23 protein-coding genes are annotated in these 24,436 nt (G+C 33.0%); 21 read left to right on the forward strand and 2 right to left on the reverse strand.

From position 1 onward, the window contains the following. The first annotated feature begins 47 nt into the window (after positions 1-47). Both CLV33_RS07410 and CLV33_RS07415 read left to right on the forward strand, forming a co-directional pair. On the forward strand, positions 48-899 hold the full coding sequence (locus CLV33_RS07410) for a class I SAM-dependent methyltransferase (RefSeq protein WP_105473356.1): 852 nt from the start codon (positions 48-50) through the stop codon (positions 897-899). A gap of 254 nt (positions 900-1,153) precedes the next feature. Further along, complete coding sequence (locus tag CLV33_RS07415; RefSeq protein ID WP_042240161.1) at positions 1,154-1,669, forward strand: OmpH family outer membrane protein; 516 nt, start codon at positions 1,154-1,156, stop codon at positions 1,667-1,669. 136 nt (positions 1,670-1,805) lie between these two features. On the opposite strand, the gene CLV33_RS07420 is transcribed toward CLV33_RS07415, so the two are convergent. Further along, positions 1,806-2,960, reverse strand: a complete 1,155-nt coding sequence (locus CLV33_RS07420; RefSeq protein WP_105473357.1) for a DNA polymerase III subunit — start codon at positions 2,958-2,960, stop codon at positions 1,806-1,808. A gap of 129 nt (positions 2,961-3,089) precedes the next feature. Here CLV33_RS07420 and CLV33_RS07425 point away from each other — a divergent pair, with 129 nt between their 5' ends. The 3 genes from CLV33_RS07425 (at position 3,090) to CLV33_RS07435 (ending at position 7,012) form a co-directional block, all read left to right on the forward strand. Further along, the gene (locus CLV33_RS07425; RefSeq protein WP_045371611.1) at positions 3,090-4,277 is read left to right on the forward strand and encodes a phosphoglycerate kinase; all 1,188 of its coding nucleotides are present in this window, start codon (positions 3,090-3,092) and stop codon (positions 4,275-4,277) included. A gap of 168 nt (positions 4,278-4,445) precedes the next feature. After that, positions 4,446-6,005, forward strand: coding sequence for a LysM peptidoglycan-binding domain-containing protein (locus CLV33_RS07430; RefSeq protein WP_105473358.1), 1,560 nt, complete (start codon positions 4,446-4,448; stop codon positions 6,003-6,005). 26 nt (positions 6,006-6,031) lie between these two features. Continuing rightward, positions 6,032-7,012, forward strand: a complete 981-nt coding sequence (locus tag CLV33_RS07435; RefSeq protein WP_105473359.1) for a DUF4837 family protein — start codon at positions 6,032-6,034, stop codon at positions 7,010-7,012. 75 nt (positions 7,013-7,087) lie between these two features. Here the strand turns inward: CLV33_RS07435 and tatA are convergent, their stop codons facing one another. Then, a complete protein-coding gene (gene tatA / locus CLV33_RS07440; RefSeq protein ID WP_042240156.1) occupies positions 7,088-7,270 on the reverse strand; it encodes a twin-arginine translocase TatA/TatE family subunit in 183 nt (60 codons plus the stop codon). A gap of 129 nt (positions 7,271-7,399) precedes the next feature. Here tatA and CLV33_RS07445 point away from each other — a divergent pair, with 129 nt between their 5' ends. The 16 genes from CLV33_RS07445 (at position 7,400) to pseI (ending at position 24,374) form a co-directional block, all read left to right on the forward strand. Continuing rightward, the gene (locus CLV33_RS07445) at positions 7,400-8,263 is read left to right on the forward strand and encodes a M23 family metallopeptidase (RefSeq protein WP_105473360.1); all 864 of its coding nucleotides are present in this window, start codon (positions 7,400-7,402) and stop codon (positions 8,261-8,263) included. Further along, the gene (locus CLV33_RS07450; RefSeq protein WP_105473361.1) at positions 8,264-9,760 is read left to right on the forward strand and encodes a GH3 auxin-responsive promoter family protein; all 1,497 of its coding nucleotides are present in this window, start codon (positions 8,264-8,266) and stop codon (positions 9,758-9,760) included. It begins immediately after the preceding gene. A 62-nt stretch (positions 9,761-9,822) separates the two neighbouring features. Further along, entirely contained in the window at positions 9,823-10,941 is a 1,119-nt protein-coding gene (gmd, locus tag CLV33_RS07455; RefSeq protein ID WP_105473362.1) for a GDP-mannose 4,6-dehydratase, read from the forward strand. Between the two features lie 2 nt (positions 10,942-10,943). Beyond that, positions 10,944-12,002 (forward strand): GDP-L-fucose synthase family protein, encoded by a 1,059-nt coding sequence (locus CLV33_RS07460; protein ID WP_105473363.1) that lies wholly within the window; start codon positions 10,944-10,946, stop codon positions 12,000-12,002. A 53-nt stretch (positions 12,003-12,055) separates the two neighbouring features. Continuing rightward, a complete protein-coding gene (locus CLV33_RS07465; RefSeq protein ID WP_105473364.1) occupies positions 12,056-13,744 on the forward strand; it encodes a DUF6909 family protein in 1,689 nt (562 codons plus the stop codon). Between the two features lie 12 nt (positions 13,745-13,756). After that, on the forward strand, positions 13,757-14,833 hold the full coding sequence (locus tag CLV33_RS07470) for a hypothetical protein (RefSeq protein WP_105473365.1): 1,077 nt from the start codon (positions 13,757-13,759) through the stop codon (positions 14,831-14,833). Positions 14,834-14,836: 3 nt separating this feature from the next. Continuing rightward, on the forward strand, positions 14,837-15,880 hold the full coding sequence (gene rfbB / locus CLV33_RS07475) for a dTDP-glucose 4,6-dehydratase (RefSeq protein ID WP_105473366.1): 1,044 nt from the start codon (positions 14,837-14,839) through the stop codon (positions 15,878-15,880). 11 nt (positions 15,881-15,891) lie between these two features. Continuing rightward, complete coding sequence (rfbA, locus tag CLV33_RS07480; protein WP_105473367.1) at positions 15,892-16,758, forward strand: glucose-1-phosphate thymidylyltransferase RfbA; 867 nt, start codon at positions 15,892-15,894, stop codon at positions 16,756-16,758. Further along, the gene (rfbC, locus tag CLV33_RS07485; protein WP_105473368.1) at positions 16,758-17,303 is read left to right on the forward strand and encodes a dTDP-4-dehydrorhamnose 3,5-epimerase; all 546 of its coding nucleotides are present in this window, start codon (positions 16,758-16,760) and stop codon (positions 17,301-17,303) included. The genes rfbA and rfbC overlap by 1 nt, the downstream gene beginning before the upstream one ends. After that, the gene (rfbD, locus tag CLV33_RS07490) at positions 17,300-18,157 is read left to right on the forward strand and encodes a dTDP-4-dehydrorhamnose reductase (protein ID WP_105473369.1); all 858 of its coding nucleotides are present in this window, start codon (positions 17,300-17,302) and stop codon (positions 18,155-18,157) included. The genes rfbC and rfbD overlap by 4 nt, the downstream gene beginning before the upstream one ends. 230 nt (positions 18,158-18,387) lie before the next feature. Next, positions 18,388-18,939, forward strand: coding sequence for a hypothetical protein (locus CLV33_RS07495; RefSeq protein WP_146109720.1), 552 nt, complete (start codon positions 18,388-18,390; stop codon positions 18,937-18,939). Positions 18,940-19,053: 114 nt separating this feature from the next. Beyond that, entirely contained in the window at positions 19,054-20,070 is a 1,017-nt protein-coding gene (pseB, locus tag CLV33_RS07500) for a UDP-N-acetylglucosamine 4,6-dehydratase (inverting) (protein ID WP_105473371.1), read from the forward strand. Then, positions 20,070-21,215: a UDP-4-amino-4,6-dideoxy-N-acetyl-beta-L-altrosamine transaminase gene (gene pseC, locus CLV33_RS07505; protein WP_105473372.1), complete on the forward strand. Its 1,146-nt coding sequence runs from the start codon at positions 20,070-20,072 to the stop codon at positions 21,213-21,215. The genes pseB and pseC overlap by 1 nt, the downstream gene beginning before the upstream one ends. Continuing rightward, entirely contained in the window at positions 21,208-21,912 is a 705-nt protein-coding gene (gene pseF / locus CLV33_RS07510; protein WP_105473373.1) for a pseudaminic acid cytidylyltransferase, read from the forward strand. Before pseC ends, pseF begins: the two co-directional genes overlap by 8 nt. Continuing rightward, positions 21,890-23,362: a UDP-2,4-diacetamido-2,4,6-trideoxy-beta-L-altropyranose hydrolase gene (gene pseG, locus CLV33_RS07515; RefSeq protein ID WP_105473374.1), complete on the forward strand. Its 1,473-nt coding sequence runs from the start codon at positions 21,890-21,892 to the stop codon at positions 23,360-23,362. Before pseF ends, pseG begins: the two co-directional genes overlap by 23 nt. Beyond that, the gene (pseI, locus tag CLV33_RS07520; protein WP_105473375.1) at positions 23,355-24,374 is read left to right on the forward strand and encodes a pseudaminic acid synthase; all 1,020 of its coding nucleotides are present in this window, start codon (positions 23,355-23,357) and stop codon (positions 24,372-24,374) included. Before pseG ends, pseI begins: the two co-directional genes overlap by 8 nt. Positions 24,375-24,436 lie beyond the last annotated feature (62 nt).

Consider the following 24,436-nt stretch of genomic DNA (forward strand, 5'->3'; position numbering starts at 1 on the left):
ACGTTTAACGTTTTGTTGTTCTTAATCTTTACAGGTTACTATTAAAAATGCATAATAAAACCACTTATTTAAGGGTAAAAGACCACTCGGTTTCTGGAGAGGATTTTGAATTAGTTACCAATTCACAATACGGTTTCTTAGAAACATCTCCCCAACCTTCTAAAGAAAAATTACCACAATATTACGAGAGTGAAGATTATATTTCGCATACAGATTCTAAAAGAACTCTCTTTGAAAAAGTGTACCATTTTGTTAGAGTAGTAGCTCTTAAAAAGAAATTGAATTTAATTAATTCTTTTGCTTCAGAAGAGAAAAACCTTTTAGATGTTGGATGTGGTACAGGCGATTTTTTACAAACTGCACAACAATATGGCTGGTGTGTTTTTGGCATAGAACCAAATGCCCAAGCAAGAGATATTGCCAACAAAAAAACACAAAATTCAGTTTTTGAAACCAAACAACTTTTAAAATTTAACCCCAATAGTTTTGATGTTATCACACTTTGGCATGTTTTGGAACATTTACCAAATTTGGAAGAACAGATTTCGATTTTTAAAACATTGTTGAAACCAAATGGCACTTTAGTAATTGCTGTACCTAACTACAAAAGTTATGATGCCAAATATTATAAACAGTTTTGGGCTGCCTTTGATGTGCCAAGACACCTTTGGCATTTTAATCAAGAATCAATTTTTAAATTAGTTTCAAAACTATCTTTTAAAGTTGAAAAGGTAAAACCTATGTGGTTTGATGCTTTTTATGTGAGTATGCTTTCAGAAAAATATAAGTCAGGAAAAATAAATGCAATTAAAGGATTTTGCATTGGCTTACTATCAAACATAAAAGCGATACAATCAAAAGAAGCCTCTTCTTTAATTTATATCATTAAAAATGGATAAATCGTTTTTAAGTGTTTTATTTTAATTGCAATGCAATAAAGAACACAAATACTAGCGACAAATTTAAAACACGCTTAGAACGCTTTATTTTAAATGTTTTTCGATAGATATTTATTATTGAGCAAAAAAGAAACAATAATTATTTCTTATATATTAAAATACAGCGTTTTGCAGGTTTATTTTTAGCATACTTTATTACATTTGTGCGGATTTGTAAAAAACAGCAAACAAACCAAGAACTAAAATTTAATACAATGAAAAATATAATTTACGTTGCTTTAGTAACATTAGTATTAGCATCTTGCCAAAAGCCTAACAAAATTGGTTTTGTAAATAATAGCGTGGTAATTAATGAGTACCAAGAGAAGAAAGATGTAGAAACAAAATTTCAAGCTAAAAGTGATGCTTTTCAAAAAAGAAGGGATAGTATGGTAAATGCTTATCAGCTAGAATTAAAAGAAGCACAAATAAAGGCCCAAAGAATGTCTCAAGCTAATTTGCAAAAACTATCTCAGGAAATTCAGCAAAAAGAACAATTATTAAGTCAAAAAATTCAACTAGAACAAAAGCAAATCCAAGATGCTTTTCAATCTGAAATAGATACTTTAATTATTAAGGTAAAGGATTTTGTAAAAGACTACGGCAAAACAAATGGCTACACCTATATTTTGGGAACAAGTGAAGCGGCCGCTTCTGTACTCTATGGTGCTGAAGAAAACGATTTAACGCAAACTGTGCTAGATGCTTTAAACGCTGAGTATAAAAAATAGATTAAAATACTGAATATCAAATGTATAACCCCTTTAAACCGAAGCTTAAAGGGGTTTTTTATATAGTTAGAGGCATAAGCCCTGTAATTTTATGGCCTTGTTTAATCTATATATTAAGAACAGATATAGTTTATAATTATTCCGCTTTTTTGTGCAGCAAACGTGTTAACTTAATCGATAAATCTGTTAATATAATTTTAGAATTCCCGTTGCGCTCAATATGGTATATAGCATCTTGTAGCTCGTTACTAATCTCCATGATATTGTTACCGTGAACAAATGGCGCAAACTTTTCTAACTTAAACGTTTCGGTTTTGGGCTCAAAAAACACCAAATCTGTAGCATTATAATTTAGTAGTAATGCCTGACGGAAAAAATCCAAACAAAAATTAAGAAATTGTTTTTGGGTTTCACGCCCGGTTTTTGCAATATCTTCGCTCCACGAAATTAAATCGTGAATAGCAGCTTTATTGCCTTTAGCTTTAAAAGCACTACGAATCCAAAAAATAAACCAGGTTTCAAATTGGGTGTCTTCAGAATCATGATACACTAAATCGCATGCCTTATTGTAGTTGCCATTAGCTTGGTGAGCAATTTTAGTAGCAACTGTAGTTTCTAAATTATAATTTTTTACCAAGGCATTTGTTATCACAGCTTCAGCCAAAGGCGGAAAATGTAATATTTGGCAGCGAGAGCGAATGGTATTTATAATTTGTTCTTCATCTTCAGCAATTAATAAAAAGATGGTTTTATTAGGCGGCTCTTCTATTAATTTTAAAAGCTTGTTGGCACATTGTGTGTTCATTTTTTCTGCCATCCAAATTAACATCACTTTATACCCACCTTCATAGGATTTTAAGCTTAAAGACTTAACGATCTCTTGGGCTTCATCTACACCTATTTGCCCTTGTTTATTGTCCACTCCAAGTAGTTTGTACCAATCAAAAAGATTGCCATAAGGTTGCTCGTTCAATAATTGGCGCCATTCTTCTAAATAAAAACTAGAAACGGGTTTGCTTTTTACCTTATCGCTTGTGGTTACAGGAAATGCAAAGTGCAAATCGGGATGCGAAAAGTGTTTAAACTTAAGGTTGCAAGCCTCATTTCCAGATGTATTTTCGCCATTATTGTTTTGGCATAAAATATATTGGGCATAAGCAATAGCCATAGGTAATGTGCCACTACCTTCTGGCCCTATAAATAATTGGGCATGTGGAATACGACCATTATCGGCACTTTGAGTTAAGTGCGATTTTATATGTTCTTGTCCTAAAACTTCTGAAAATAACATGAAAGCAAATATAGACTTTTAAAAATTTATTCTACTTCAAACGTTTTCGTAAAAAAAGGCGTTTTTTATCGCTATTTAATTAACTACATTTGTAGCTAAAACAGTTAAAAACAATAAAATAAAATATAGATGAAGACTCTTAACGATTTTAATTTTGAAAATAAAAAAGCGCTTATACGTGTAGATTTTAACGTGCCTTTAAATGAAAATTTTGAAGTAACCGATGCAACAAGAATTGTATCTGCAAAACCAACAATTATAAAAATTTTAGAAGATGGCGGTAGCTGCATTTTAATGTCGCATTTAGGGCGCCCAAAAGGATTTCAGGATGAGTTTTCGTTAAAGCATATTGTGTCTAAGGTTGAAGATATTTTAGGTGTAGGCGTAAAATTTGTTCCAGATTGTATAGGGGAAGAAGCAGAAAAAGCTGCTGAAAATTTACAACCAGGCGAAATTTTATTGTTAGAAAACCTTCGTTTTTATAAAGAAGAAACTGCTGGTGATAAGGCGTTTGCCGAAAAACTATCAAAACTAGGCGACATTTATGTTAACGATGCATTTGGTACCGCTCACCGAGCCCATGCTTCTACAACTATTGTAGCACAGTTTTTCGAGGGTAAAAAATGTTTTGGAAATTTATTAGCGCAAGAAATAGAGAGTATTAAAAAAGTAATGGAAACTGGTGAAAAGCCTGTTTTAGCTATTTTAGGTGGGGCTAAAGTGTCTTCAAAAATTACAATTATAGAAAATATTTTAGATAAGGTAGACCATTTAATAATTGGAGGTGGTATGGCATTTACTTTTGTGAAAGCACAAGGCGGAACAATAGGAAATTCTATTTGCGAAGATGATAAAATGGGATTAGCCCTAGAAATTTTAGAACAAGCTAAAGCTAAAAATGTACAAATACACATTCCTGTAGATACCGTTGCTGCTGATGCGTTTAGTAACGATGCAAATACACAAGTATGCGATATTAATGCGATTCCTGATGGATGGGAAGGTGTAGATGCCGGACCAAAATCTATAGAGCAATTTCATAAAGTGGTTATGGATTCTAAAACCATACTTTGGAATGGGCCTCTAGGAGTTTTTGAAATGGAAAGTTTTGCAAAAGGCACTATAGCATTAGGAAACTCTATTGCTGAAGCTACTAAAAATGGGGCGTTTTCACTTGTTGGTGGTGGCGACTCAGTGGCTGCTGTAAAACAATTTGGTTTCGAGGACAAAGTAAGCTACGTAAGTACAGGAGGCGGTGCTATGTTAGAAAGTTTGGAAGGGAAAACGCTTCCAGGTATTGCAGCTATTTTAGAGTAAATTAGAAATAAACCTATAATTACTAAGACCTCACAAGTTTTTAAAACCTGTGGGGTCTTTATATTTAATACCAAAAACAACAGCAATAAAACGAATTAAGTTTTCAAATTACCTTAAAAAATACGATTTTAGCCATAATATCGTTCATTATGCGATAGAATAAAAATTATGAGACTCGGTTTTTTAATACTAAGCTTACTTTTAACCCATGGCATTTGTATTTCACAAATACAAGATTCCACTGTTGTAAAAGTTAAAACTGTTACAGACACTCTAGTTGATTCAAAACAACAAGTAGTGCGACCCATTGCGCCTGTTGCCGAAGCAGACAGTGTATCTATTAAAGCGCTTAAAGACAATGCGTATTTAGCCAAAATCGACCAAAAATGGCGCGAAGAACTGTATAATAATACACTTTTTGATACTATATACAAATCGGTTACCGAATTAACTTATGAAGAAGTAGACTACCCCGAGCTTCATACAGATACACTAAAAAAACGTTTAAAGGCGCTAGATGCCAGAACACCGTTTAACGTAGCCTACAATCCTTCTTTAGAAAGCGTTATAAAATCATATTTAAAACACCGTAGAAAGCATTTACAAAAACTTATGACGTTAAGTGCATTTTACTTTCCGTTATTTGAACAAGAGCTAGACAATCAAAACATACCGTTAGAGATAAAGTATTTGGCCATTGTAGAATCTGCCTTAAAACCAAATGCAAAATCCAGAGTTGGCGCCACAGGGCTTTGGCAATTTATGTTCGCCACAGGAAAGCAATATGGTTTAGACGTAAGCAGTTATGTAGATGAGCGTAGCGATCCTATAAAATCTACAACTGCGGCATCAAAATACTTAGCAAATCTTTACAGTATTTTTGGCGATTGGGACTTGGCACTTGCTGCGTATAATTCTGGTCCGGGAAATGTAACCAAAGCCATTAGGCGATCTGGAGGGTATAAAAATTATTGGAACATTCGCCACAATTTACCACGCGAAACAGCAGGATATTTACCTGCGTTCTTAGCAAACATGTATATTTTTGAATATGCCAAAGAACACGGTTTTAAACGGTACAAACCCGAAACAGTGTATTTTGAAACCGATACGGTTGTAGTAAAACAAATGATAACGCTCGATCAGGTTTCAGAAGTTACAGGAACACCAATTGAAGAGCTTCAATTTTTAAACCCGTCGTATAAATTGGATATTATTCCTGTGGTGAAGGGCGAAAATTATACATTGCGACTTCCTGTAGATGTTATTGGCACCTTTGTAAACAACGAAGACAAAATTTATGCTTACGCTAAAGAAGAATTAGAAAAGCGAGAAAAACCATTACCCCAATTTTTTAATGCGAACGATAGGATTCGATATCGTGTAAAATCGGGTGATTATTTAGGTAAAATTTCTAGAATGTATGGTGTTCGTGTAAGTGATATAAAGCGCTGGAACGGATTGCGAAATAACAACCTAAAAATAGGGCAGCGTTTAACAATTTATCCCAGAAAACCAGTAGTTTCAAAACCTGTTGTAGCTGCTAAAACACCAAAACCAAAGCCAATTTTTGGTAATGTGGTTATCTACACAGTTCAAAGTGGCGACTCGCTTTGGAGTATTTCACAAAAATTTTCTGGAGTTTCTATTCAAAATATTAAAGATTGGAACGGTATTAGTGGTAATACATTAAAGCCTGGTATGAAATTAAAAATAGCCAAAGGCTAATTTCAAAAAAAATAAATGAATAACAGATGAAAAAACTAGTAGGTATTTTAATAATTGCAGTAGTATTAGTGTCGTGTAAAGATGGTAAATCATCAAACGATAGAATACTTTTAGATTCTGAAGGAAGAATAAACGATATATCTGTAGTGGTTGATAACGAAAATTGGAAAGGACGATTAGGAGAAGCTATTAGAGACGTGCTTACTGTGCCAGTTTACGGTTTACCTCAAGATGAACCAACATTTAATATCAATCAAATCCCGCCACAGGTTTTTACCGATTTTATTACAAGAACTCGTACTGTTTTAAAAATTGAATTAAATAAACCTGCAGGTATTAAGTTTGCAGATAACGTATATGCACAACCCCAAAAAGTAGTTTTAATAACCGGAAAAACAAAGCAAGAGGTTATAGATATTTTAAACGAAAACGCACCAAAAATAATTGAAACGTTTAGAAATATAGAGTTAAGCCAAAGACAACGCATAATGCGAAAGGCGCTTTACAATGATAAAGTTATTGAAGAAAAATTAGGATTGAGTATTGAGTTTCCTAATGCGTATAGAATAGCTAAAGACGACGAGGATTTCTTTTGGATTAGAAGAGATATTCGTACAGGAACCCTAAATTTAATGCTCTATGAATTGCCTTACAGTGCCATACAGAAAAACGACAGTGTTACTAGCCAAATAGTTAGCATTAGGGATTCTATAGGGGAAAAATATATTGAAGGTCCTGTTGAAGGCTCTTATATGTCTACCGAAATGGCTTATACACCCTTTCACGGTGAAACTATTTTAGATAACAAACCTACTTTAGAAACTAAGGGTATGTGGCAAGTAAAAAACGCTTTTATGGCAGGGCCATATATAAATTATGCTGTAGAGGATAAGTTGAACAAACGCTGGATAATAGCCGAAGGGTTTGCTTTTGCGCCATCGGTTGAAAAACGCGATTACATGTTTGAGTTGGAGGCTATAATTAAAACAATAAAGATTAATAAATAGAATTTACTAAAGAAAAACCAAAAAAAAAAACCAACACAAGTGTGTTGGTTTTTCAGTTCTTATAAGATAAAAACCTTATTCTGCCTTATCTTTTTTTGGTTCGTCTTCTTTACTAGCGTCTTTAAATTCTTTTATACCGCTTCCTAAACCTCTCATTAATTCAGGAATTTTTCTGCCACCAAATAACAGTAATATCACAACTACAATTAAAATAATTTGTGGAGCGCCAATAGCTAACGGTAATGTGTATAAACTCATATTAAATGTATTTAAAGCACAAAGTTAAATAATTAAAGTTTAATAAAATCGTTTTTAACACTATAACTAGTTGTTTGGTTAACATAAAACCAATACTATGCGATTATTTTATTTAATTTTGCGTGTAATATGGCGAAAAAGAAACCAAAAAAGATTAAAAGAAAGTTACTAGACAAATACCGTTTGGTAATACTTAACGAAAACACATTCGAGGAGCGTTTATCGTTAAAACTTACTAGACTAAATGTGTTTGTAATAGTAACACTATCTGGTATTTTACTGGTTGGGTTTACTATTTTGCTTATTGCATATTCACCTTTAAAAGAATATATTCCTGGATATTCCTCTACAGCACTAAAAAAACAAGCTACAGATTTAAGTTTTAAAACCGATTCGTTACAACAAGTTCTGGCGATGAACGAGCTCTATTTTACATCTATAAAGAAAGTTTTAAAAGGCGATGTTAGCTCTGAGGAATTAAATAGAGACTCTATTGTTGAGGCTACAAAACTAGAAATTAGCGAGGTAGACTTAAACCCAATAAAAGAAGATTCGTTATTACGCGCCAAAGTAGAAAAAGAAGATAAATATAATTTGTTTGAATCGGCCACATCTGTAACAAATTTTGTGCTATTTCCACCTGTTACTGGAACTATTAGCGAGCCATACAACGTAAAAGAGAAACACTATGCGGTTGATATTGTTGTACCCAAAGACACACCCATAAAGGCCACTGCCGATGGCGTTGTTGTTTTTGCAGAATGGACAGCAGGTACCGGACATGTTATAATTTTAGAACATAGTTACGGATTAATTTCTGTGTATAAACACAATGCTACGCTAACTAAGAGTCAGGGCGATTTGGTTAAGGCAGGAGAAGTAATTGCAACTTCGGGCAATACAGGAGAACTGTCTACAGGGCCGCATTTGCATTTTGAACTTTGGAGCGATGGATACCCCATTAACCCTACTAACTTTATAGATTTCGAATAAATGTTTTCATTAAAATCTGCATTAGCTATACCATTTGCAAAATATGTTTATAAGAAAACTCAAAAGTGGGCAAATACCCCTATTAAAACTCAAGAAAAAGTCTTCAAAAGCTTAATAGAACAAGCCACTAACACGGTATTTGGTAAAGACCACAATTTTCAAAATATCACATCGCATGCAGAATTTATTGAAAGAGTTCCCGTAAGAGATTACGAGGCCTTAAAGCCATATGTAGAACGTGTTGTTGCTGGAGAAAGCGATATACTCTGGAAAGGTAAACCCACGTACTTTGCTAAAACCTCTGGTACAACCTCTGGTTCAAAATATATTCCTATTACTAAAGAAAGCATGCCAACGCATGTAGAAGCTGCTCGAAATGCTATTTTAATGTACATTCATGAAACAGGAAACTCCAAATTTGTAAATGGCAAAATGATTTTTTTACAGGGCAGCCCCATTTTAAAAGAGCAAAACGGAGTTCAACTTGGGCGATTGTCTGGTATCGTAGCGCATTATGTACCTAAATATCTTCAAAAAAACAGGTTGCCATCTTGGGAAACTAATTGTATTGAAGACTGGGAAACAAAAGTGGATGCTATAGTTGAAGAAACACTACCAGAAAACATGACGGTAATTTCTGGAATACCATCTTGGGTGCAAATGTATTTTGAAAAGTTGCAACAAAAAACGGGCAAAAAAGTAGGCGATATTTTTAAGAATTTCAATTTGTTCATCTTTGGTGGCGTAAATTACGAACCATACAGAGCAAAATTTGAAAATTTAATAGGGCGAAAAGTAGACAGCATAGAATTATACCCAGCAAGCGAAGGTTTTTTTGCATTTCAAGACAAACAAGACCAAAAAGGTATGTTGCTGCAATTAAACTCTGGTATATTTTACGAGTTTATAAAAGCCGATGAATTTTTTAATGAAAACCCTAAACGCATTACTATTGCAAACGTAGAGCTTAATGTAAATTATGTAATGATAATTTCTACTAATGCAGGCTTATGGGCATATAACATTGGCGATACGGTGCAATTTACCTCAACAAAACCTTACCGCGTTATTGTTTCAGGTAGGATAAAACATTTTATTTCGGCATTTGGAGAACACGTTATTGGTAAAGAAGTAGAGCAGGCAATGCAAGATGCTGTTGCAGGCACAAATATTAGAATTACCGAATTTACCGTTGCGCCACAAATTAATCCAAAAGCAGGTTTGCCGTATCACGAATGGTTTATTGAGTTTGAAAACGAACCTGACGACATGGTGACCTTAGCAGAAAAAATAGACCAATCTTTACAAAAACAAAACTCCTATTATTTCGATTTAATAGAAGGCAAAGTGTTACAACCACTTAAAATAACCAAAATAAAAAAAGACGGTTTTCAAGAACACATGAAATCTTTAGGAAAACTAGGTGGGCAGAACAAAATACCAAGACTATCAAACGATAGGAAGATTGCAGATAAATTGTCAACCCTAAAAGTATGATGTTAATATAATTACAATTGTATTACATTTGTTTTATAATAACCTAACAAACAATCTATATAATGCCAAAAAAGGTTGCATTAATTACTGGAGTTACTGGGCAAGATGGTGCTTATTTAAGCGAGTTTTTATTAAATAAAGGTTATGAAGTTCATGGTATAAAAAGAAGAGCATCATTATTCAATACAGATAGAATTGACCACCTCTATCAAGATCCCCACGAGCAAAACAGAAACTTTATACTCCATTATGGAGACCTAACAGATAGTACAAACTTAACGCGAATAATTCAACAAGTACAGCCAGATGAAATTTATAATCTAGCAGCAATGAGCCACGTTCATGTATCTTTTGAAATGGCTGAATATACTGCCGATACAGACGGTATTGGTGCCCTAAGAATTTTAGAAGCGGTAAGGTTGTTAGGTTTAAATAAAAAAACTAAAGTATACCAAGCATCCACGTCTGAACTTTATGGAAAGGTTCAAGAAGTTCCTCAAACAGAAACAACACCTTTTTACCCTAGAAGTCCTTATGCCATAGCTAAACTTTACGCCTATTGGACAACGGTAAATTATAGAGAAGCCTATGGAATTTTTGCATGTAATGGTATTTTATTTAATCACGAATCACCTATAAGAGGAGAGACATTTGTAACAAGAAAGATTACTAGAGCAACCTCTAGAATTGCTCTTGGTCTTCAAGACAAAATGTATTTAGGTAATTTAGATGCTAAGAGAGATTGGGGGCATGCCAAGGATTATGTTAGAATGATGTGGATGGTTTTACAAGCTGATATAGCTGAAGATTGGGTAATAGCAACAGGAAAAACCACATCTATACGCGATTTTATAAGAATGTGTTTTGCCTACATAGGTATAGAACTTGAATTTAAGGGGAAAGGTATTAATGAAAAAGGTATTGTAACAGCATGTAATAACAAAAACTATCAAATAAAATCAGGAAAACAGGTAGTTGCTGTAGACGAAAAATACTATCGCCCTACAGAAGTCGATCTTTTAATAGGAGATGCTACCAAAGCAAAAGAAAAGCTGGGATGGGAACCAAAATATCAATTAAAGGATTTAGTAAATGATATGATGAGCAGCGATTTAAAACTGATGCAAAAAGAACAATACTTAAAAGATGGTGGATACACCATTAAAAACTATTTTGAGTAAGATTGAATATAAATTCTAAAATATACGTAGCGGGTCATAGAGGTCTGGTAGGGTCAGCAATATTAAAGCACCTTGTTAATAAAGGATATACCAATATAATCACTAAAACACATTCAGAATTAGATTTAACGCAACAAGAAATCGTAGCTAATTTTTTTGCTAAAGAACAACCAGATTATGTGTTTCTAGCGGCAGCAAAAGTTGGAGGTATTATCGCAAATAATACTTACAGAGCAGATTTTATCTACGAGAATTTAATGATTCAAAATAATGTAATACACCAAAGTTATCTAAATAATGTAAAAAAACTCTTGTTTTTAGGAAGCACCTGTATTTATCCTAAAAATGCACCTCAGCCTATTAAAGAAGAATATTTATTAACAGATGTTTTAGAATATACAAACGAGCCTTATGCCATTGCAAAAATAGCTGGTATTAAAATGTGCGAGAGCTATAATTTACAGTATAACACCAATTTTATGGCAGTAATGCCGACGAACCTATATGGACCTAACGATAATTTTAATTTCGAAAAGTCTCATGTTTTACCAGCCTTAATCCGAAAAATTCATCTCGCTAAATTATTGTCTGAATCAAAACACAATGAAGTTTTAAAAGACTTAAACCTAAAATCTATAGCAGAAGCAAAACATTACCTTTCTACTATAGGAGTAACTAAAAATACTGTAGAAATTTGGGGAACTGGAAAGCCTAGGCGCGAGTTTTTGTGGAGTGAAGATATGGCCAGCGCTTGTGTTTTTATTATGGAAAATTTAGAATTTAAAGACGTGTATCCTAAATCACAACACCAAATAAAGAATGTGCACCTTAATATTGGGACTGGTGAAGATATCTCTATAAAAGCACTCGCAGAGTTGGTAAAAGGAATAATAGGCTATAAAGGAAGCTTTGTATACAATACCAAAAAACCAGATGGAACTCTGAATAAACTAACGGATACTACAAAGATTAATAAATTAGGGTGGGAGCATAAGGTTAATCTAAAAGATGGTATTAATAAACTTTACCAGTGGTATTTAAAAACGGCTAGAGAATTTTAATTTAAAAATAACAGGTTTAGCAAATAGTATTATCTTTGGCGAGATTTTACACTATGTCTAAGAAAAAAAACTACGTTAGAACTAGAGCTCAAGAAAGCTCTAACGCTATTGAGAGGATGTATATTACTATGCGCCACTTATTCAATCGTGGTTTTTATAAGCCAATGGGCGTTTCTGGAGAAACATTAAGGCAATCCCTACTTCAATTGCGACCAGAAATATATGGGTCTATTGCAGAAGAAAAAGTAGAATTAGATGGCTTATTATACGTTATTGATCGTTTACCAAGAGGTATTGAAGAATGTTCTGTAATAAATCTTACTAGCGATGAAGGCTATTCCAACTCCCATTTTAAACCCATAATTCCTGAAAAACGACGAAGAAACTGCTACAGGATAGACGAAGAGCAAATGAATATTGAAATTACCAGAGGGCGCTCTGAAATTTACGATATTTTAACCCACCTTACATTTCTTTTTATAGAATCCCATAAAATAAGTAAAAGTGCGCTTATAGACGATATAGGAAATACCACAAGAGATTGGGGCAAGTTAAAGAATGTTGTTACTTCCACTAAAAAGCTAACACAAAAAGAACGAGAAGTAGCAATAACCCATGCAGCCAATATATTGGGAAGAACATTTAGTGAGATTAGTAAAATTTACAATGAGTTTGCTATTCCGTCACAACCAGAGCGCTTATTGCATATTATATACTGGCTAGGTAAATTAGCAATTGAAGAGCAAATAAGCAACAACAAAAGGGCAGTTAAATTTAGTCCTGTGCTACGCGAAGAAATAGGGCATCACATTCATGGAGAAATTTGGGCAGATGCCATAAAAAACGTTCTACATAAAAATAAGCTTTTAAACAGGCCTATACATGTTATTAGTGCAAACATGCATAGTGTAATGAATACGCTTTTTGCACCATCAGCATTAAAATCCTTAACATCAAAACATGATATTTTTGATGTGTATAAAATGCTAAGTAATAATACCAATACAGATCTAAGAACTAAAGTACAAAACGAAGCGTTCAAAGAAGGAATGTTATATATTGATGACACTTCTGGCGCAAATATAGATGTGCAAATATTTGATACCGAAAAGATTGATGTTTCTAAGCTGGATATTAAAGTAGACGAAATAACTTTAAAATCGAAAAAACCTGTTATATTGGTCATGGATTACGCTTTTGGTGAGCAGGCCTATGAAACTATAGATGAGTTGTTAAAACCTTTTAACCATAAGGAGGAAAAAATCTATCTAAATGTAGAATCCTTATCCATTATGGGTAAAGCAGGTATTTTAGAAGGAGGCAAAGGCGATATTATGATACCATCTGCCCATATTTTTGAAGGAACAGCCGATAATTATCCTTTTAAAAATGAGTTAAAAAAAGAGGATTTAGAATGTAAGGGAGTAGATGTATACGAAGGCGCTATGATAACCGTTTTAGGAACATCACTTCAAAACAAAGATATTTTAAGGTTTTTCTTTGAGTCTACTTGGAGTGTTATTGGATTGGAGATGGAAGGTGCACATTACCAAAAAGCCATTCAAGCCGCTTCGAAGGTAAGAGGAAGTATAAGAGAAGATGTTAAGGTAAGGTATGCATATTATGCAAGCGATAATCCATTAGAAACAGGGAGTACTTTAGCATCAGGAGGTCTAGGGACTTCGGGAGTAAGGCCAACCTATTTAATAACAAGAACGATATTAGAACAAATATTAAACTAACAGAGTTTTATTATGAGTAAAGATTTACCGCAACAGCCACAGGAATCTGAAGAAGTAGATTTAGGCCAGCTTTTTAAAATGATAGGGAATATGTTTGACAGGGTGTTTTCTTTTATTGGAAGCGTGTTAAACAAATTGTTTCTATCATTCGTTTGGATTGTGTTTTTTATTAAAAAGCATATTATTAAAATCATTATCGCTGGTATTATTGGTTATTTTTATGGGTTTTTTAAGCAGAATAAGGGAGAGCCTTTGTATAGATCTACTACAGTAATTAAACAAAATTATGATACTGGTGAAAACTTATACAGGGCAATTGACTATTATAACGAATTAATTGCTGAAGGTGATTCAGTTACTTTAGGAAAAGTACTAAGTATTGATTCGTCTAAGGCGGCATCTCTTATTCAATTGGAAGTTGAATCTGTAATTACGGAAAATGATAAATTGAAAAGTTTTGATTCATATACAAAGGAATTGGATTCAGTTGTTGCGTCTACTGTAACTTTTGAGAATTTTATTAAGAATTCTAAAGAATATCATTATCCAGTACAAAGGATTATCATGAAAGCTAATGAGAAAGATATATTTGGAACTGTTGTATCAAAGATTGTTGATAAAATAGTTTCAACGGATTATTTCCGGACAGAGCAAAAAAAGGATTTAGATGAACTAGATCGCTTGGAAAAATCAATTCTGACATCCTTAGAGGCTTCCCAAGACCTACAAACAGTTTATAAAAAGGTATTACAAACTACAACAGAGAAAACTTCAGGCTCTCAAACAAGTATACGTATAGATAATACCGAAGACAAAAGCGTTACCAAGGAGTTTGAGTTGTACAACAAAGATATAGAATTACGTAGGGAATTAGTTACAATACAAAGACGAAAAGAAGATAAGCAATTTATAATTGAAATTGTATCCAGTCAGGAAAACCAAGGAACTATTGATAACTCTAGAGAATTGCTAGGAAAACCTGTTAATGTAAAAACTTATTTCGCTATAATCCTTATGCTACTTGCTTCAATTATTCTTTTAACATTGCACTCTATAAAATTCTTAGAGCAATACAAAAGACAAATATAATTTATGAATATTCTAATAACAGGTGGAGCGGGTTTTATAGGGTCTCATGTTGTGAGGTTGTTTGTATTAAAGTACCCAAATTATAATATTTACAATTTGGATGCATTAACCTACGCTGGCAACTTAGAAAATTTAAAGGACATTGAGGATAGACCAAATTACACTTTTATTAAAGCAGATATAACTGATGGAGAAGTTATAGATTCTCTTTTTAAGAGTCATAAATTTGAAGGTGTTATCCACCTAGCCGCAGAATCTCATGTAGATAGGTCTATCGAAGACCCTTTAGCTTTCGTTAAAACAAATATTATTGGAACTGTAAATCTTTTAAACGCCTTTAAGCAATGTTGGGATGGTAATTTTAATGGGAAACGATTCTATCATATAAGCACTGATGAAGTTTATGGTACTTTAGGGCAAAAAGGGTTATTTACTGAATCTACTGCGTATAATCCAAACTCGCCTTACTCAGCTTCTAAAGCTAGTTCAGACCATTTTTTAAGATCTTATGGTGAGACCTATAAGTTACCTTATGTAGTAACTAACTGTTCTAATAATTATGGTCAAAATCAATTTCCAGAAAAATTAATTCCCCTATTTATAAATAATATTATAAACAATAAGCCTTTACCCGTTTATGGAGATGGAAATTATACTAGAGATTGGCTTTATGTAAAAGATCATGCATTAGCAATAGATTTGGTATATCATGAAGGATTAGATGGTGAAACATATAATATTGGCGGTTTCAATGAATGGAAAAATATTGATCTTGTAAAATTGCTATGTAATCAAATGGATAAAAAGCTGAAAAGACCTATAGGTTCTTCTGAAAAATTGATTACCTACGTTAAAGATAGACCAGGGCACGATTTAAGATATGCGATAGATGCATCAAAAATAAATAAGGAGTTAGGGTGGCGGCCATCGGTTACATTTGAACAAGGCCTAGAAAAGACCATAGATTGGTACTTAGAGAATAAAGAATGGTTAGATAATGTAACAAGTGGACAATATAAATCTTATTACAAGAAGCAATATAATTAGACTTTAAAGCAATGAAAGGAATTATACTAGCAGGAGGATCTGGCACAAGATTACACCCTTTAACATTATCAATTAGTAAGCAATTAATGCCTATTTATGATAAGCCGATGATTTATTACCCGCTTTCAACATTAATGTACTCGGGTATAAATGAAATATTAATTATTTCAACACCCAAAGATTTACCCCTATTTAAAGATTTATTGGGAGATGGTAAAAAATACGGATGTAACTTTCAATATGCTGTTCAAGAAGCTCCAAAAGGTCTAGCCGAAGCATTTATCATTGGAGAAGAATTTATTGGGGACGATAAGGTTGCATTGATATTGGGGGATAATATTTTTTACGGAACTGGCTTATCAAAATTATTACAAAACAACAATAACCCAGACGGAGGAATTATTTACGCATACAGGGTACATGATCCAGAACGATATGGAGTAGTGGAATTTAACAAAGAAGGTAAGGCAATATCAATTGAAGAAAAGCCTAAGGTCCCTAAATCAAATTACGCTGTACCGGGTATTTATTTTTACGATAATTCAGTAGTGAATATTGCTAAGAACATTAAACCGAGTTATAGAGGAGAGCTTGAAATAACAGATATTAATAAGATTTACCTTAATCAAGGAAAATTAAATGTTAGTATACTGGATAGAGGTACAGCTTGGTTGGATACTGGAACATTTCAATCATTAATGCAAGCATCACAATTTGTTGAGGTAATTGAGGAAAGACAAGGTTTAAAAATAGGAGCTATTGAAGCAGCAGCGTATGAAATGGGTTACGTAGATGAATATCAGTTTAAAAACCTAGCTGAATCTATGCTCAAAAGTGGATATGGTAAAAATTTATTAGGATTACTGAAAAATAAGTAATGAATATTATAGAAACTAAATTAAAAGGCTGTTTAATTATAGAACCAGTAGTTTTTGAGGATCAAAGAGGATATTTTTTTGAAAGTTTTAACCAAAAGGTGTTTAATGAATTAACGGGCAATAATATAAATTTTATTCAAGACAACGAATCTTTTTCATTCAAGGGCGTTTTAAGAGGGCTCCATTTTCAGCGTGGTGAACATGCCCAAGCAAAATTAGTTCGTGTTATAAAAGGGAAGGTGTTAGATATAGCCGTTGATATTAGAAAAGGCTCTTCAACATTTGGGCAACATGTGTCTGTAGAATTATCAGGAGAAAACAAGAAACAATTTTTTGTTCCAAGAGGTTTTGCTCATGGTTTTATCGTTTTAAGTGATACGGTTTTATTTTCATATAAATGTGATAATTTTTACAACAAGGCCTCAGAGAGCGGTATTATCTATTCAGATCCTAGCTTAGATATAAATTGGGTTTTAAAAAACCAAGAGTTTATTATATCCGAAAAGGATAAAATGCTCCCAACCATTGATAAGTTAGAGCTATGACCAATATTTTAGTTACAGGAGGAAACGGTCAATTGGCGAACTCTATTAAAGATTTAGAGTTTAATCACTCCGACTTAAATTTTATATATACTGATTTTTTAGAGTTAGATATTTGTGACTTAAATCAAGTAAAAAAGTTTTTTAAAAGACAAAGCAAAACTATTCATTACTGCATAAATTGTGCGGCTTATACAGCTGTGGACAAAGCTGAAACTGAAACTAAAAACGCTTTTAAAATAAATGTAGAAGGAGCAAAAAACTTAGCTTTGGCCTGTCTAGAACACAATGTAAACTTAATACATATATCAACAGATTTCGTGTTTGACGGGAAAAGTGATAAACCCTACGTTGAAACAGACAAAGCTAACCCTGTAAGCGTATATGGAGAAACAAAACTAAAAGGCGAATTAGAAATTAAAAAAATTTTAGAAAATTTTTTTATTATTAGAACCTCTTGGCTGTATTCAGAACACGGTAATAACTTCATGAAAACCATGCTAAGATTAGCTAAAGATAAAGATGTTTTGAATATTGTTGGAGATCAAATTGGAACACCAACATATGCTAAGGATTTAGCCGAGGTTATTTATGAAATCATTATATCCAAAAACACAGAATTTGGTGTGTATCATTACAGCAATGAAGGAGTAGCAAGTTGGTACGATTTTGCAAAAGAAATTTTTGAGATTAAACAAATAAGAATCAAAGTAAACGCCATTAATACAGAAGATTACCCTACGCCAGCAAAACGCCCAAAATTTAGCGTACTGGATAAGTCAAAAGTTAAAGCGTTACTAAGTTTTGAAATCCCACATTGGAGAGACAGTCTAAAAAAAGCCATTTTGAATTATTAATATATGTTTTGTAAAAATTTTACTGAATTTTAGTTTTAAAAACACCTACAAAAAAATCTTTAAGAAAGAGTAAGGATAAATTAAACACACTAACAAACGTTGTACCTTCTTTAAATATATTTCATTTGATTGAACCTGCAAAAAGCGTTACATTTGTGGCTTTATAAAGTTAGTTTTGTCATATCAGTAAAACTTCAATTATTAATAAAATGATTATACTTAAAAAGCCCATGAAAAAAATAATCATGATAGCAATTATGTTTTTATGTGTACTAACTAGTTGTAAAAACCGTGAAAATAAAACTCCAGAAGATAATGTAGAAACCAAGGAGGTTTTATCAGTTGATAAATTCACGGTAGTTCTAAGAGGAATAATTACTAAAGATGATAATTTTCAAGTTTTCTATACAGAATATGAAGGAGATGTTCATACTGAAGCAAAATCTGTTGTAGCAAAAGTATTTCCAAGTGATGATGAACAGGATATTACATTTGAACTTCCAAAAAAAGTATATCCAATGAATTTAAGAATTGATCTAGGAAATAATATAAAACAGGAATCAATAACTATAAACGAATTGATTTTTAAATATAAGAAAGGGGATTATCGAATTAACAGTAAAGAATTAAATAAATATTTTACGTTCAATAAAGGTATTGAAATGTTATCCGATTCAATAACGTTTAAATTAAAACCAATTTCTTATCAAGGCATTGAAAAGCACGATCCATATATGGTGGGTAATAAAAGCTTTATAGATATGTTAACCGTAGAATTATAATTCTTAAATAGAAGAATCAAAAAAGAAATCAAAATTAATAAATAATCTTGTTTGCAGTTAGAAAGTGTTTTTTTGAACTTAACTTTACTACTCTAACTAATAAAAAAATACTATATGTTCAACTTGAAAGGAAAATCTATCTTAATAACTGGAGGAACTGGTTCTTTAGGAAAAGCACTAACAAGCCATATTTTAAAAAATAATCCAGAAATAAGAAGGCTAATAATATATTCTAGAGATGAACAAAAACAATTCCAGATGGCTCAGGAGTATCCTGATACCAAATATCCTCAAATACGCTACTTTATTGGCGATGTAAGAGACAAGGAGCGCTTGGTAAGGGCTTTTCAAGGGGTAGATTATGTAATTCATGCTGCAGCGATGAAACACGTTCATATTGCAGAATATAACCCTGATGAATGTATTAAGACCAATATTGGAGGTGCAGAAAATGTAGTTGAAGCCTGTTTTAAGACAAAAGTTCAGCGTGTTGTAGCGCTTTCTACAGATAAGGCATGTGCTCCAATTAATTTATATGGTGCCACCAAACTTACCTCTGATAAATTATTTATTGCGGCCAATAATATTAAAGGGGAAAACCCTATAAAATTTTCAGTAGTAAGATATGGAAATGTAATGGGGTCTAACGGTTCAGTAATACCATTTTTCATTAATAAAAAGAAAGAAGGAAAATTACCCATAACAGACCCTAATATGACAAGGTTTAACATATCTCTTCAAGGAGGTGTTGATATGGTGATGCATGCCCTAGAGCACGCATGGGGCGGCGAGCTTTTTGTACCTAAAATACCATCGTATAAAATTATGGATGTGGCCAATGCCATTGGTCCAGAATGCGAAAAGCCTATTGTAGGCATAAGGCCTGGGGAAAAAGTACACGAAGAAATGATAACCCCTTCGGATGCTTTCTATACTTATGATTTGGGTAAGTATTACACTATTTTACCAGCAACTCATAGCTGGAAATTAGATGATTACATTAAAACATTCAATGCCAGAAAAGTAAATTTAGGATTTAGCTATAATTCTGGAGACAATACAGAATGGGAGACAATAGATACATTAAGAAGTTTGATAAAGGAACACGTAGACAGTAATTTTAAAGCCTAATGCGAGCAATACCTTACGGAAGACAGCACATAGACGAAAAGGACATTGATGCCGTAGTATCTACCCTTAAAGCAGATTTTTTAACTCAAGGTCCAAAAGTTAAGGAGTTTGAAGATAAGTTTGCTGAATATGTTGGTGCCAAATATGCTGTTGCAGTAAATAATGCAACATCTGGTTTACATATAGCTGTTTCAGCTTTAGGCCTAAAACCGGGAGAACGCGTAATTACTACACCTATTACATTTGCTGCCTCTGCAAATTGTGTACGCTTTGTAGGTGGCGAAGTATGGTTTGCAGATATAGATCCAGACACTTATTTACTGTCTCTAGAAAGTACAAAGAAGCTTATTGAGAGTAAACCAAAAGGTTTTTTTAAAGGGATAATTCCAGTAGATTTTGCTGGATTGCCAGTAAACCTAGAGAAATTTAGGGAACTGGCCAACGCGCACAATCTTTGGGTTATTGAAGATGCATGTCATGCCCCAGGTGGATATTTTATTGATTCCAAGGGTGATAAACACATGTGCGGAAACGCTAATTATGCCAATATTGGGGTGTTTTCTTTTCACCCTGTTAAGCATATTGCCTGTGGAGAGGGCGGTATGGTTACCACAAATTCAGAAGCACTCTATAAAAAATTAGCATCATTACGAACCCATGGTATTACCAAAGATAACATGAGTGAAAACCATGGCGGTTGGTTCTACGAAATGCAAGAATTGGGATACAACTACAGGTTGACCGATATACAATCTGCCTTGGGCATAACGCAGTTAGCTAAAAACAATAAAGGGGTTGCTCGAAGAAACGAAATAGCAAACACCTATAAAAAGGCTTTTAAAGGGAAAATAAAATATCAAGATTTGCCCAAAGGCGCCTATAACGCCCATCATTTGTTTGTTATAGAAGTAGAGGACAGAAAAGGACTGTACGATTTTTTAAGAACACAGCATATTTATGCGCAAATACATTACATACCTGTACATAAATTGCCCTATTATAAAGATATTGGATATGAAAGTGCAGCTTTGAGAAATTCTGAAACGTATTATTCTAAATGTATTAGCTTGCCCATGTACCCTAGCTTAACAGATGAAGAACAAGGATTTGTAATAGAGAAAGTATTATCGTTTGTAAATGGGTAATTTGGCAATAATTCCAGCGAGAGGTGGTAGTAAGCGTATACCTAAAAAAAACATTAAGTCTTTTTTAGGCACACCAATTATTGCATATTCAATTATATCTGCCATACAAAGTAGTTTATTTGATGAGGTGATGGTATCAACCGATGATGATGAAATTGCCAAAATAGCTTTGCAGTATGGTGCTAAAGTGCCTTTTTTAAGAAGCAAGACCAATGCCAACGATTATGCGGTTTTAGCAGATGTAATAGAAGAAGTGGTCTTACAATATAAAGCAAATAACAAAACATTCAATAATGTATGCTGTATTTTGCCTACTGCACCTTTTATAACACCAACTAAAATTACTGATGGTTATAATACACTTTTAAAGAATAGTTTTGATAGTGTTTTTCCCGTGCTTGAGTTTTCGTTTCCAATACAGCGTTCACTAAAAATAGAAAACCATAAAGTAGAAATGGTATGGCATGAGTTTATGAACTCTAGATCACAAGATTTAAAACCGCGTTATCATGATGCTGGCCAGTTTTATTGGATTAAAATATCGTCTTTTATGAAAGAAAAAAAATTATTTACATCTAACTCGGGCGCTTTAATCATATCTGAACTTCATGCTCAGGACATAGATACGGAAACCGATTGGAAATTAGCTGAAATTAAATATAAATTGATGCTCAATGCGCAAAAAAATAATATTTAGAGCAGATGGAAATTCTAATACAGGACTAGGGCATTTATATAGATTATTTAGCTTAGTAGAAATTGCTAAAAACGCCTTCGATTTTGTGTTTTTAACACATGAAACCTCTACAAATGGTGTAATTCCTAAGGCATATAGCAAAGTAATTATTCCAGAAGCCATAACAATTGCAGATGAACCTAGATGGTTAGTCGATAATTTTTTACCAGAAACACATATCATTGTTGCTGATGGTTACCAATTCACCTCTCCTTATCAGAAACAAATAAAAGAGAAAGGCTATACACTAGTATATATTGACGATTTAGTAAAAGAACACATGTATGCTGATGTGGTTATAAACCATTCGCCGTATATAAAAGAAAAAGATTATTCAAAAGAACCCTATACTAAATTAGCACTAGGCACCCAATATGCTATGTTAAGACCGCTATTTTTAGAAGAAGCAAAAAAAGTTAAAATCATAAATGTACTTGATACTGCTTTTATTTGCTTTGGAGGCGCAGACCCATACAATTTAACTTTAAAAGCAGTTAAGGGCTTATTGTTAATACCTCAAATTAAAAAGATTAACATTGTATTGGGCGGTGCTTATAATCACAATGAAATTTTTGATTTGGAAGAAGTCCATTCTGATAAATTAAAAATATACAAGAACCTTTCAGAACAAAAGCTGATTAATGTAATGCAGCAATGTAATTTAGCTATAGCGCCAGCGAGTACTATTTTATATGAACTTTCTTGTGTTAAAATGCCTGTTTTAAGTGGGTATTATGTAGATAATCAAAAAAACATCTATAAGGGCTTATTAGAAAAAGAGACTATTATAAAAGGAGGAGATTTTAAAGCGTATGAGATTTTAGATTTTAAAGATCAGGTAAAAAGTATAATAGAAAGTAATAAAATAGATTTTTATATAGAAAATCAGCATTATCTGTTCCCTGGGAATAGTAAAATGAATTTATTAGGAGTATTAAATCGGTTAAGTTTATCGTTTAGAAAAGCTAACGAAAGTGATATGTTGCAGGTATATAAATGGTCAAATGACGAATCTGTACGTAAAAACTCATTTAATCCAGAATCAATAGAATTGGAAGCGCATAAAAAGTGGTTTAAAAATAAAATTCATGATAAAAACACATTATTTTTGATAGCTTTAATAAATAATAAGGCTGCAGGAGTTGTACGATATGAATTAGATCAAAATGGATCGACGATAGGGATACTGATATCAAAGGAGTATAGAGGGCAAAGGCTTGCTAGTGAGTTTTTAAAACAATCGGCAAAACTTTACTTCAAAACCAATCAACAACCTATAGTGGCTTACATAAAAAAAGAAAATATAGCATCGGTCAAGGCCTTTAAAAAGGCAAGATATTCTTACTTTAAAGATGAAATAGTTAATGGATGTTTTAGTTTTGTGTATAAATTAGAAAAAGAGAATGTTTAAAGAGAATTGTTTTATAATAGCGGAGTTGTCCGCAAATCATGGTGGTAGCTTAGACATAGCCAAAGAAACTATAAGAGCAGCAAAAAGGGCTGGAGCCGATGCTATAAAACTACAAACCTATACCGCAGATACAATAACATTAAATGTAAAAAACCCGCATTTTAAAATTAAGCAAGGTACCGCTTGGGATGGGCAATATTTGTATGACTTGTACAAAGGAGCATCATTGCCTTGGGAATGGCACAAACCCTTGTACGATTTAGCAAAAGTAGAAGGATTGGTTTGTTTTTCGTCTCCTTTTGATACTACTGCTGTTGATTTTTTAGAAGAATTAAATACCCCAATCTACAAAGTGGCTTCATTCGAGATTACCGATATTCCCTTGATACATTATATGGCATCAAAACAAAAACCAATAATTATTTCCACAGGAATAGCTACCATTGAAGATATAGAACTTGCCATTAATACTTGCAAAAAAGTTGGAAACAACGATATTACCATTTTAAAATGCACTTCAGCCTATCCAGCTGACCCAGAAGATGCCAACTTAAAAACAATACCTAATATAGCCGAACGTTTCGGAGTTAAATCAGGACTTTCAGATCACACAATGGGTATTGAAGCACCAATGATAGCGGTTGCCCTTGGCGCAAAAGTAATAGAAAAACACTTTATATTAGACAAGAGTATAGGAGGGGCTGATGCCCATTTTTCATTAGATGAAGCAGAATTTAAGAAAATGGTAGATGCGGTGAGACTAACCGAAAAATTAATGGGTAGTGTAAATTACAAAATGACCGATAAAAAGAAAAGGAGTAGGGAGTTTTCACGCTCATTATTTGTTACTAAAGATGTAAAAAAAGGCGATGTGATTACTAAAGAAAATATAAAATCTATAAGACCTGGTTATGGGTTACATCCAAAATATTATGATGATATTTTAGGAAAAACATTTTCTGAAAATATAGAAAAGGGCACACCTTTAAAATTAGGCTTTATCAATAACTAATGTATATACAAGAAACCATAAAAGTTTAAAGAAACTAGGAAATAACTTATAGGTGTTTAATA

It is taken from the genome of Jejuia pallidilutea, from assembly GCF_002973595.1.
Classification (GTDB): domain Bacteria; phylum Bacteroidota; class Bacteroidia; order Flavobacteriales; family Flavobacteriaceae; genus Jejuia; species Jejuia pallidilutea.